The sequence below is a fragment of the Kitasatospora sp. NPDC001603 genome (assembly GCF_040298365.1).
Lineage (GTDB): Bacteria > Actinomycetota > Actinomycetes > Streptomycetales > Streptomycetaceae > Kitasatospora.
On sequence record NZ_JBEPAA010000051.1, the window covers coordinates 46,079 to 57,780 of the forward strand.

Sequence of the window (11,702 nt, forward strand, 5' to 3'; positions counted from 1 at the left end):
ACCCGGACGCTGACGCGCCCTATCGCCCTGTCGCTCTATCGTCCGGTCGCCGCCCCGGAGTCACGCCGGACACGGAGAAGGCCCGGAGCGCAGTGCTCCGGGCCTTCTCACGGTGCGGATCGCCGGACCCGGCCGGACCGGGTGGTCCGGCGGCGGTCCCGCCGGTCGCGGATCAGTCCAGGTAGTCGCGCAGCACCTGGGAGCGCGACGGGTGGCGCAGCTTCGACATGGTCTTGGACTCGATCTGGCGGATGCGCTCACGGGTGACCCCGTACACCTTGCCGATCTCGTCCAGCGTCTTCGGCTGACCGTCCGTCAGACCGAAGCGCATCGAGACGACGCCCGCCTCGCGCTCGGACAGGGTGTCCAGCACCGAGTGCAGCTGCTCCTGGAGCAGGGTGAAGGAGACCGCGTCGGCCGGCACGACCGCCTCGGAGTCCTCGATCAGGTCGCCGAACTCGCTGTCGCCGTCCTCACCCAGCGGGGTGTGCAGCGAAATGGGCTCGCGACCGTACTTCTGGACCTCGATGACCTTCTCGGGGGTCATGTCGAGTTCCTTGGCCAGCTCCTCCGGGGTGGGCTCGCGGCCCAGGTCCTGGAGCATCTGGCGCTGGACGCGGGCCAGCTTGTTGATGACCTCGACCATGTGCACCGGGATACGGATGGTGCGCGCCTGGTCGGCCATCGCGCGGGTGATCGCCTGGCGGATCCACCACGTGGCGTAGGTGGAGAACTTGTAGCCCTTGGTGTAGTCGAACTTCTCGACCGCACGGATCAGGCCCAGGTTGCCCTCCTGGATGAGGTCCAGGAAGAGCATGCCGCGACCGGTGTAGCGCTTGGCCAGCGAGACCACCAGGCGGAGGTTGGCCTCCAGCAGGTGGTTCTTGGCGCGGCGGCCGTCCTCGGCGATGATCTCCAGCTCGCGCTTGAGCTTCGGCGCCAGCTTGTCGGCGGCCGAGAGCTTGTCCTCGGCGAACAGGCCGGCCTCGATGCGCTTGGCGAGCTCGACCTCCTGCTCGGCGTTGAGCAGCGGGACCTTGCCGATCTGCTTCAGGTAGTCCTTGACCGGGTCGGCGGTGGCACCGGCGACGGCGACCTGCTGGGCAGGCGCGTCGTCCTCGTCGTCGTCGGAGAGGACGAACCCCTGCGACTCCTCCTCGGGCTCCGCCTCCTCGCCCGCCTTGTCGCCGGGCAGCGCGACGTCCTCGATCAGCTCTTCCTCGCCGCCGATCTCCTCGTCGCCCTTGCCCGCCTTACCGGCGGCGGTCTTCTTGGCAGCGGTCTTCTTGGCCGGCGCGGCGGTCTTCTTGGCGGCCGCCTTCTTCGCCGGGGCGGCCTTCTTCGCCGCAGGCGCCTTCGCCTCGGCGGAGAGCGTGGCTCCCGCCTCGGTGATCTCGGCGGACACCGTGCCGACCGACGCCGCGGCGGCCGCGACCGCCGGAACGGAGATGGTCGCGCCGGGCGCGATGCGCACGGGGGGCTTGGTCGGGGCCGCCGGAGCGGCCGGGTTCCGGGTGGTGACCGCCTTGGTGGCAGTGCGCTTGGTGGGGCTCTTGGCAGCGACGCTCTTGCGCTTGGCACCGGCCGGCTCGGCCGCGCTGACCATAAGGTCCACCCCCTCCTCAATCAGAACCTGGTTGAGGCTGCGCATGACGTTCTTCCACTTGGTGACCGGGATCTGGTCCGCCTCGAACGCCTGGCGCACGTCGTCACCGGCGATCTGCCCCTGGGCCTTGCCCCGCTCGATGAGCGCCAGCAGAGCCGCGGACTCGGCGATCTCGGGGGGAAGCGAACGGGATGTGCTGGCCGACACGAACAACCTCTCGGACGATGAGTGGACTCGAACCCGTACCGGCCGCCCGAGCGGGCGGGGAAGGAAATCGCGCGTCGGACGCGCGGTGTCGATTCCGACCGACTCGGGCTTGAGGACTGGGTTTGCAGGACGGCAGCAGCGCCGCAGACCAACACAGCATTCTGACATGTTGGGGTATTCCGGAGCTGCTTCCGCTCAGGACACATCGCTGCTACTCGTCAAGTGTTACGCATGGCCTTCGTGTCGCGGGTCACACCACTCGGCGCCCGCGGCCCGGGGCCGGCTTCCATCATCCCTCACTCGCGAGCAAGCTCTTGGCATGGGCAGACCACCGCGGCCCGGGGCGGCTCCCGCAGGGCGTGCGGATTCCGCGGAGTCCGCGGATCACGGCGGTTCACGGCGGATCACAGCGATTCACGGCGGAGCGGGCGTCCGACGGCCGGGCCCGGGCGTGAAGAAGCCCTCCGGCTGCGCCGTGCGGTGCAGCCGGAGGGCCGGGAGTTCGCGGGGCCGCTCGATCGCCGGGTGGGCGACTCAGTGCTCCCGGGGAGCGGGGACGGACGGCTCGATCTCCGGGTGGACGGTGAGCAGCGCCCGCACCGCGGCCTCGCCCGCCGTGCCGTCGCCGGTGCCGAGGGCGTCCACCAGCCGGGCGTGCAGGCTGACCGAGGCCTCCGAGGGGCGCTCGCAGGAGGTGGGCGGGCCGCCCGACACCTGGAGGGCGCAGGAGACGATCCCGGAGAGGTGCTCCAGCATCCGGTTCCCCGCCATCTGCAGGACCAGGGCGTGCAGCTCGGCGTCGGCCCGCGAGAACGTGGAGAGGTCGGCCTGGGCGGCGGCGTGGCCCATGATCTCGATCAGTTCGACCAGCCGCTGCTGGACGTCCTCCCGGCCGTGCCCCGCGGCGAGCCTGGCGGCCAGCGGCTCGATCGCCCAGCGGAGCTCGAACAGCTCCCGGCGCTGCTCGTCGCGCTGCGGGCCGAAGGCGCGCCACTCGATGATGTCCGGGTCGAGCAGGTTCCAGTCGCCGACCGGCCGGACCCGGGTGCCCACGTTCGGCCGGGCACTGACCAGGCCCTTCGCCTCCAGCACGCGCAGCGACTCGCGGACGACGGTGCGGGAGACCTCGAAGCGCTGGCCGATCTCCTCGGGGACGAGCGGGCGGTCGGCACCGATGTCGCCCGAGACGATCATCTGACCGAGCTGCTGCACGAGCTGGCCGTGCAGGCCTCGGCCACGACTGCTGGTGGTCTTGCGGCCGACCCGGCCCAGATCCGACTCGGCGCCCTCCCAGCGGGGCGCCGGCGGGGTCGGCCGGTCGGCGTACGAGAAGCGGTCCAGGTCGCCGGCGCCGGGGATGGCACCTTCGGCGGAACGGGCGGGGGTCATGGTGGGGTGCGCAAGGGTACTCACAAGTCCTTTGTCGGCGATCGGCGGGCGCAGCTTGAGAATTCTCGTGAAAAGCACACGAAAGGGTGATCGACCGTGACTGGATAATTGACTTCTTATCAGGAAGAACCGCACATTACGGCCACTGCTGGTCGATCTTGGCAGACCGTCAGCGACGGTCCGGGCCTTGCGAGGGGCTTCCCGGTGGCTTCCCGGTGGCCTCCCGGCCCTCGGCGAGGCTTTCGACCGGCCTCCGCCGGGAGCCGCGCGGGCGGGCGCCCGACCGGCCCGCACGCCCGCCCGTCGCCTCAGAGCGCCCGCCGCCGGGCCTGGACCAGGAGCGAGACGAGCAGCAGCACCAGCGCCGGCGCCGCGACCGCTGCCAGCAGCGCCGGGTCGGTCAGCACCGAACCGCCCTCGGCAACCCGGTCGTCCCCGCCGTACACCCATCCGTACGCCCACTCGACGCCGGACTGAAACGGCAGCAGGTCGGTCGCGCGGGCCGGCCAGGCGGTGCCGGTCTGCCGGAGCACCAGGGCCACCCCGGACTCCAGCAGCGGCGGCAGCGCGCAGAGCAGCAGCACCCCCGCGGCGGCACTGCGGGTCAGCGAGGCCGTCAGCACCCCCGTCCAGCCCGCCACGACCACCAGCAGGACGAAGGCCAGCAGGGCGGCGGGCACCCCCTGGCCGGCCGCGAGCGCGGCGGGGGCGAAAGCCCCGGGCAGGTCCGCGAGCCCGCTGAAGCCGGCCGAGGCGAGCGCCTCGGACACCCGGCCCGACAGGGCGGCCGGCTCCGACCAGGCGGCCACCGCCACCCCGTCCGGGAGCGCGAAGTGCACGACCACGGTGTCGATCAGCAGGGTGACCAGCGCCAGCAGCCCGGCCACCGGGGCGATCACCACCAGCTTGGCCAGCAGCAGCCGCACCCGGCGCGGATACGACACCTGCGAGGCCGCCAGCCCCGGGTGGCGCACCTCGTGGCCGTAGGAGAGCGCGCCCAGCAACCCGGCGCCGAGCGCCGCGAACGGCAGCGGGATCAGCGGCACGGTCGCCGTCAGCAGCCGCACGCCGGCCGACCCGGCCAGCGGCCCGGCGGGAGTCTGGGCGGCCAGCACCGCGGCCACCGCGGCGTCGCAGAGCAGCACGGCGGTGAGGAGCAGCCAGGTGGAGCGCAGGCCGCGCAGCCGGCGCAGCTCGTAGGCCAGTACACGCACGGTTCACTCGCTCCGGTGGTCGGGGGTGGTGGGGGTGGTGGGGGTGTCCGGGGCGTCGGGGGCGGTGCCCGGGAGCGGTCGGCCGAGGCGGACGGTGTCGGCGGTCATCAGGTCGCCGGCGTCGGCGTCCTCGCGCCGGGCGCGGGCACCGGGGTCCGGGGCGCTGCCGGACCGGGCCAGTCCGCGGAGGCCGTCCCGGAAGAGGCGGTCCACGACGACCGTCGGCGCGGTGTCGGCGCTCTCGATGACCCCACCGGTGTCGGGGGTACCGGCGGTCGCGGGGGTGCCGGCGGTGTCGGGGGTACCGGCGGTCGCGGGGGTGCCGGCGACCTCGGGAGTGCGGCCGGTGTTCGGAGCTTCGGCGGTTGTCGGCTCGGGCCGGCGGGGCGGGTGGGGGTCCCGGGGCGCCCGTGACTTCCGGTCCTGCCGGCCTTCCCGGTCCTGCCGGCTTTCCCGGCCCTGCCGGGTTTCCTGGCCCTGCTGGCCCTGCTGGCCCTGCTGGGGCGTGCGCCGGGTGGCCCGCGCGGCGACCGCCGACAGGGCCGTCGCGGCGGCGACCGCGACGGTACCGGCGGCCGCGGCCGCGGCGGACGACGAAGGCAGCGCGAGGACCGGCAGCGCGCCGGTGCCCGCCGCGCCCGCGGCCGGCCTGGGCACCTGCGCCGACTCGCTCGGGGAGGCCTCGGGCTCCACCGCCGCCTCCGCCGGGCGGGGCTCCGCCGAACGGGGCTCGGCCAGGCGCCCGGACCTGGGATCGGCCGGGCGGTGCTCGGCCTGCGCCGACCTGACCCGGAGCCGACCCGACCGCCCCGAGGCCGTGGGCAGGGTGACCCGGGGAGCGGGCTGCTCGACCACCCGGTCGGCGAGCTCGTGCAGCAGGATGCCGTGCCGGTAGGCGAGTTCACCGATCTCGGTGCGATCGATCCCCGCCACCGCGAGGCCCGCCCCGCCGTCCCGGCGCACCGCCGCGCCCTGGGCCGCCAGCAGATCGGCGAGCCGGGCCATCTGCGGCCCACGCACGGCGACCTCGGGGCTGAGCCGGGTGCGGCAGAACTCCTCCACCGGCTGATCGGCCACCAGGCGGCCCTGGTCGAGCGTGACCACCCGGTCCGCGAGCCGGGAGGCCTCCTGCGGCGTGCGGGTGGTGACCAGGACCGTGCCGCCGGCGACCCCGAACGAGCGGAGGAAGGAGTGGAACCACTCCACATTGCGCGGCGAGAGCCCCTCGGTGGGCGCGTCGAGGATCAGGGTGCCCGGGTCGCCGAGCAGCGCCGCGGCGAGGGCGAGCCGCCGGTGCATGCCGGGCGAGAAGCTGCGCAGCCGCTGCCCGGCCACGGCCGCCAGCCGGGTCTGCTCCAGCAGTTCGTCGGCCCGCCGGGCGGGGACTCCGACGGCCGCCGCCAGCATCCGGAGGTGGCTGACGGCCTTTCGGCCGGGGTGCCCGGCGACCGCGCCGCCGGCACCGCCCGGGCCCGGCAGCAGTACGCCGACCTCGCGCTCCGGGCGGCGGAGCCGACGGTAGGTGCGGCCGTCGAAGAGCGTGACGCCCTGGCCGCGTTCGAGTTCGAGCATCAGCCGCAACGCGGTTGACTTGCCCGCGTCCTCGGGACCCAGCAGTGCCGTCACGGAGCCGGCGCGGGCGTCGAAGGTCAGGTCGAGCACCGCCGGCGGGACACCCCTGCGGTAGACCTTGGTCAGTCCGGTGATCTGGATCATCGCTGGCTGCTCCCGTGCCCTCGGCCGACCTGGTCTGCGCGACACGGGGCCGTGCCCGCACGGCCCCGCGCCAGCACATTAGGGGGCCGGAGCGGCGATTCCGGGCATTACGGGAGCGGCACAGGCCCGCTGCCCACGCACCTCACCCGATCAGGGGACAATCCGATCCTGCGACGGAGTCACCGTCGCACCGATCGGGCGAGCGGTTCCGGGCGTCGCGGTTGTTCCGGGCTCTGCGGGTGTCGGGCGCCGCGGGCGTCGGGCTCTGCGGGTGTCGGGCGCCGCGAGCACCGGTAGCCCGGCGGCCGGGAGGGCGGGCGCGGGCCCGGGGCTGGACGGGAGGCCCGCTCAGGACTCCGGGCGCAGCATGGGCGGGTTGAGCACGGTGGCGCCGCCGGGGGTGAACAGCTGCGCGGGGCGGCCGCCCTGGCGCGTGGTCGTGCCGCCGGAGGGCAGCAGGAAGCCGGGGGTGCCGGTGACCTTGCGGTGGAAGTTCCGCGGGTCGAGCACCACGCCCCAGACCGCCTCGTAGACCCGGCGCAGCTCGCCTACGGTGAACTCGGGCGGACAGAACGCCGTCGCCAGTGAGGAGTACTCGATCTTGGACCGGGCCCGCTCCACGCCGTCGGCAAGGATCAGCCCGTGGTCGAAGGCGAGCGGGACGCCGTCGACCGGGCTCGGTCCGAGCAGTTCGGCGACCGGGGCCCAGCGGGCGCCGCTGGCGTCGCCACCGGCCCGCGGGGTCGGCAGGTCGGGCGCCAGGACGAGGTAGGCCACGCTGACCACCCGCATCCGGGGGTCGCGCTGCGGATGGCCGTAGGTCGCGAGCTGCTCCAGGTGGGCGCCGGCCGCACCGGGGCCCGCCGCGTCGTGGCCGGGAGCGGAGTAGGCGCGCAGACCGGTCTCCTCGGCCAGCTCCCGGGACGCCGCCTCGGCCAGGCCCTCGTCCAGGCGGACGAAGCCGCCCGGCAGGGCCCAGTAGCCCTGGAAGGGGGGCTCGCCCCGTCGGACCAGCAGGGCGCACAGCGCGTGGTCCCGCACCGTCAGGACCACCAGGTCAACCGTGACAGCGAACGGGGGGAAGGCCGACGGGTCATAACGCGACATGGCGACGATCATAGTCGTCTCTCTGACGATAAGCACAGGCCCGCGCACGAAGCGTGCCTGACCGTCCGCGCCCCCGGCCCGTCCCTGCCCGTGCCCGGCTCTGGGCGGCCGGCCGGTCGGGCGGGGCGGGCGGCCCCGCCCGACCGGGGCGCGGTTCGGCGGTCAGCGGGCGACCAGCTGGAGCTCCGCGGACGCCTCCTCGACCATCGCCACGCCGATCCGGCTCACCCGCACCGAGAACGGCTCGCCCGCCACCCGCAGCCCGGTCAGTTGCAGCTCGCCCAGCGGCGCCGTGCTGGCCGGCCGGACCAGCACCCGGCCGCCCGGTACGTCGGGGCGCACCCCGGCGAGGGCGAACACCGCGTGCACGGCCCCGGCCGCCGAGACCGCCGCCGGGTGGCACGCGGTCGGGTGCGGCACCGGCGGGCAACCGGGGACGCGCTGCTCCCCCGCGTACATCTCGGGCAGCCGGCCCTCGAAGTGGGCGGCCGCGCCGAGCAGGCCCTCCAGCAGCGCGCCGGCCTCGTTCTCGTGGCCGGCCTCGGCCAGCCCGGCGATCGCGAGGGCGGTCTCATGGACCCGCACCGCCCCGCTGCGGTGGCCGAGCGGATTGAACCGGGGCGACTTGGCGCTGAGCGTGCGCAGGCCCCAGCCGCTGTCCAGCTCGGGCGCGGCCAGCCGTTGGGCCAGCACCCTGGTCTGCTCGCGGTCGAGCAGGCTCTCGTGCCGGCCGCCGTCGGCGCAGAGCCCCGGGTCGAGGAGGTGGACGAAGGAGGAGGCGACGGCGGGGAGCTGCTGACCCCCCGGGGCGAGGCCCGCCGCCGGACGGCCGCCGGAGAGGTCGTCGATCCAGAACCGGTCCCGGAAGCGCCCCCGCAGACCGGCCGCCCAGGAGCGCCACTCCTCGGCGCCGGGGCGGCCGAAGGCGTCCAGCAGCTCGGCCCCGTGCAGCGCGGCCCGGTGCGCCTGGGCCTGGACCTCGGCGCGGGCCGCCACCGGATGGGCGGCGCGCTCCTCCACCGGACGGCTCAGGTCGGTGACGAAGCCGTCGACCAGGCCGTCGCGGAGCGCCCCGAGCGCCCGCTCGGCGGCCGGCAGCAGCTCGGCCACCTCGTGCCGGGGCAGGCCCCAGCGCCAGGCCTCGGCGAGCACCGTGACGAACAGCAGGGTCGCCTCGGTGGCCGTGCAGGTGGGCGGCAGCTCCGGACCGCCGTGCCGCAGCGCCCCGGGCAGCAGCCCCTCGGGGCGTTGGCCGGGGCCGCCCTGGCCGGCCGGGGGCGCGAGCTGCTGACGGCGGGCGAGTGCCCGCAGGGTGCCGGCCGCCAGCCGGGTGCCCAGCGGGAGCATCAGCCGGGCCGCCCAGAGCGCGTCGGCCGGGGCGAGTCCGAAGCGCCAGGGCGCGCCGGAGGCCGGGTAGAGGTCGGTCGGGCGGTCCGGGTCGGCGAACAGCAGGCCGCCGAGGGCGTCCAGTGCGCGCGGCACCAGCGACTGGACCCGGGGGTCGTCACTGCGGACCTCCGGCTCCGACCACGGCAGCGGGACCCCGGTGCCGCGGCCGCCCGGCGGCCGGGGACCGGGGGTGGTGCTCTCCAGCTCGGTGCGCAGCTCGACCGACCACCGGGCGCCGGGCTGCACCTCCAGGTCCCAGCGCAGCACTCCGGCGCCGGCCAGCACGGCGTGCGGCGAGGGCTTGGCGCTGACGACGGCGCTGTGGGTCGGCCCGGCCCAGCGCAGCCCGGCGGACTGCACCTGTCCGGGCAGGTCCGGCGGCCGGTGCCCGGCGGCGATCTCGCCGACCGGGCCGAGGTCCGTGCCGAGCGCGATCTCCAGCGGCAGCCGGGCCGGCCTGCTGCCGGTGTTCCGGACGGTGACCGTCTCGATCCCGTCGGCATGGCGCAGCCGTTCGACGGTGAGCGCCGGATCGGGGTCGAGGTCGCCGGGGATCCGGACGGCTCCGAGGAAGCGGGCCTGCGCCGCCGAGGTCAGGGTGCCCTGGAGCGGCAGCGGCTCCATGCCGCCGATCCGCAGTTCCATCCGGGCCAGGACCCGGACTCCGGAGCGGTAGAAGCCGTGGAGGCCCTGACCGCGCAGCTGTCCGTCCGGACCGGAGGCGGCCATCGAGGGGGCGTTGACGCAGAGCACCGCGTGGTGAACTGCGGCGGGCTGCGGACGCGGCGGCGCCGCCGACCGGGCCGGGCCGGCGGGTGCGCCGCCCGGCATGCCCGGCGGTACCTGGTCGGGACGCCCGACCGGTCTCGGCGCACCGACCACGCTCTCGGCCGGCATGGCCTGTGGTGGCCTCATGGCGGTCACCGGACTCTCCTCCCCTCGGCGGTCCGGTGGCCGGTGGGGCCGGTGGGCCGCGAGCACGCTCGATCGCGTGCTGATGATGCCTGGCCGGCGGGGGTTCCCGCCGGCGTGTCTGCCGTGTCTGGCCGTACCCGTCGCCGGGCCGTGCCATGCGGTGCCCGGTGCCGCCGGGGTACCGAGGTTCGCCTTTCCCGGGCACCCGCTGGTGCCCGGCACTTCGTCACGGCCTTTGCCCGGTCGCACCGGTGACACCGTGTCCCGATCGGCGCCCCGGTCCCGCCGTGGACGGGCGCGGGGCGGCCACCTTCTGCCGGCCGCCCGTCGGCCGATCGGCGCCCCGGGCACCGTCGGCGGGCCGCACCCCGGTACTCGCGGCGCGGCGTCGTCCGGCTGCGGGAGCCCGGTGTCCGTCCGGGCACAGTGCCCCCGGGGTGAACGCCGCGGACCGGCCGCAGGTAACGCCCGAACCGTCACTTCGGCCTGCCGCACCGGGGTACCGGGCGGTCGTGCCGCCGCCGGGCCGCCGGCGCTCCGGGCCGGTGCCGTGACGGGCCCGGCCCACGGGTGCCGCGGCTGTCGTACAGCCTCGCGCGGCTCCTCGGGCGGACGGTCGTGAACGGCAACCGTCGAACCCGTGTCCGACCGCCGTCAGGATACGGTGCGGGGGTTGCGGCGCCCGCACCGGCAACACCGTGAGCGGCGGCGTGACGGCTGTGAACCAGACACATACCGAGGAGTTGTATGTCCACCGCCAGCCGGCTGCCCGGGATTGTCACGACCGACCACGTCTTCCGCGTGCCCCTCGACCACTCCGCCCCCCAAGGCGAGCAGATCGAGGTGTACGCCCGTGAGGTGGTGGCCGCGCGCCGCGAGAAGGACGACCTGCCCTGGCTGCTCTTCCTCCAGGGCGGACCGGGCGGCAAGGCGGGGCGCCCGCTCGGCCGCGACGGCTGGCTGGAGCGCGCCCTCGACGACTACCGGGTGCTCCTGCTCGACCAGCGCGGCACCGGGCGGTCCACGCCCGCGAACCGGCAGACCCTCGCCCGGCGCGGCGGCGCCCAGAAGCAGGCCGACTACCTGGCGTGCTTCCGCGCGGACTCGATCGTGCGGGACGCCGAGCTGATCCGGCGCCGACTGCTCGGCGACGACCGACGCTGGAGCGTGCTCGGCCAGAGCTTCGGCGGCTTCTGCCTCCTCACCTACCTGTCGATCGCGCCCGAGGGGCTGCACGAGGCCTTCGTCACGGGCGGTCTCGCGGGCCTGCGGAGCTCGGCCGACGACGTATACCGGGCGGCCTACCCCCGGGTGGTCCGCAAGAACGAGGAGCACTACGCCCGCTTCCCGCAGGACGTCGAAGCGGTCCGGCGGATCGCCGCCCACCTCGCCGACTCCCCCGCCACGCTGCCCGACGGCGGGCTGCTCACCGTCCAGGCGTTCCAGGGCCTCGGCATGATGCTCGGCGGCGGCAGCGGCTCCGGAAGCCTGCACTACCTGCTGGAGGAGGCCTGGGTGGAAGGCGTCGCCGGGCCCGAGCTGTCCGACACCTTCCTGGCCGGCGTCCAGGCGAAGGTCTCCTTCGCCGAGGGGCCGCTGTACGCCGTGCTGCACGAATCGATCTACGGTCAGCGGTCGGTGGACGGGGCGGGCACCGGCTGGGCGGCCGAGCGCGTCCGCAAGGAGTTCCCCGAGTTCGACGCCGGGGCTGCGCTGGAATCGGGGGCCCCGGTGCTGTTCACCGGGGAGATGATCTACCCCTGGCTGTTCGACACCGACCCGGCGCTCCGCCCGCTGAAGGAGACGGCGGAGCTGCTCGCCGCCCGCACCGACTGGGCCGACCTGTACGACCCGGCCCGACTGGCCGTCAACGAGGTGCCCGTCGTGGCGGCGGTCTACCACGACGACATGTACGTCGACACCGCGGACTCGCTGGAGACCGCCCGGGCCGTACGCGGCCTGCGGACGTGGGTCACCAACGAGTGGGAGCACGACGGGCTCCGGGTCAGCGGCGGCAAGGTGCTGGACCGTCTGATCGCGATGGCCCGCGGCGAGGTGTAGCGGTCTCGGGCCGCCGGCTCGGGTCGACGGCCCGAGCCGGCCGGCGGGGGGACCCGGGCCCCCCACCCCCCGGGGGTCACGGCGCCAGGCGGGGCCGG

The 11,702-nt window shown here is 75.3% G+C and carries 7 protein-coding genes; 1 reads left to right on the forward strand and 6 read right to left on the reverse strand.

What is annotated here, in order from left to right:
- Nucleotides 1-172: 172 nt before the first annotated feature.
- The 6 genes from ABT263_RS27275 to ABT263_RS27300 form a co-directional block, all read right to left on the reverse strand.
- A complete protein-coding gene (locus ABT263_RS27275; RefSeq protein ID WP_329489864.1) occupies nt 173-1,813 on the reverse strand; it encodes an RNA polymerase sigma factor in 1,641 nt (546 codons plus the stop codon).
- 534 nt (nt 1,814-2,347) lie between these two features.
- Nucleotides 2,348-3,280, reverse strand: a complete 933-nt coding sequence (locus ABT263_RS27280) for a FadR/GntR family transcriptional regulator (RefSeq protein WP_352294239.1) — start codon at nt 3,278-3,280, stop codon at nt 2,348-2,350.
- Between the two features lie 230 nt (nt 3,281-3,510).
- The gene (locus tag ABT263_RS27285; protein WP_352294241.1) at nt 3,511-4,416 is read right to left on the reverse strand and encodes a hypothetical protein; all 906 of its coding nucleotides are present in this window, start codon (nt 4,414-4,416) and stop codon (nt 3,511-3,513) included.
- Between the two features lie 3 nt (nt 4,417-4,419).
- On the reverse strand, nt 4,420-6,132 hold the full coding sequence (locus ABT263_RS27290; RefSeq protein ID WP_352294243.1) for a DUF8746 domain-containing protein: 1,713 nt from the start codon (nt 6,130-6,132) through the stop codon (nt 4,420-4,422).
- A gap of 348 nt (nt 6,133-6,480) precedes the next feature.
- The gene (locus ABT263_RS27295; RefSeq protein WP_329489860.1) at nt 6,481-7,239 is read right to left on the reverse strand and encodes an NUDIX hydrolase; all 759 of its coding nucleotides are present in this window, start codon (nt 7,237-7,239) and stop codon (nt 6,481-6,483) included.
- A 162-nt stretch (nt 7,240-7,401) separates the two neighbouring features.
- Complete coding sequence (locus tag ABT263_RS27300; RefSeq protein ID WP_352294253.1) at nt 7,402-9,543, reverse strand: amylo-alpha-1,6-glucosidase; 2,142 nt, start codon at nt 9,541-9,543, stop codon at nt 7,402-7,404.
- 747 nt (nt 9,544-10,290) lie between these two features.
- Between ABT263_RS27300 and ABT263_RS27305 the strand changes: the two genes are divergently transcribed.
- Complete coding sequence (locus tag ABT263_RS27305) at nt 10,291-11,604, forward strand: alpha/beta fold hydrolase (protein WP_352294245.1); 1,314 nt, start codon at nt 10,291-10,293, stop codon at nt 11,602-11,604.
- The last annotated feature ends 98 nt before the right edge of the window (nt 11,605-11,702 follow it).

Excerpts from the sequence above, each read along its gene's own strand:
- ABT263_RS27305 (WP_352294245.1), top strand. The coding sequence starts at position 10,291 with ATGTCCACCGCCAGCCGGCTGCCCGGGATTGTCACGACCGACCACGTC.
- ABT263_RS27300 (WP_352294253.1), bottom strand. The coding sequence starts at position 9,543 with ATGAGGCCACCACAGGCCATGCCGGCCGAGAGCGTGGTCGGTGCGCCG.
- ABT263_RS27290 (WP_352294243.1), bottom strand. The coding sequence starts at position 6,132 with ATGATCCAGATCACCGGACTGACCAAGGTCTACCGCAGGGGTGTCCCG.
- ABT263_RS27295 (WP_329489860.1), bottom strand. The coding sequence starts at position 7,239 with ATGTCGCGTTATGACCCGTCGGCCTTCCCCCCGTTCGCTGTCACGGTT.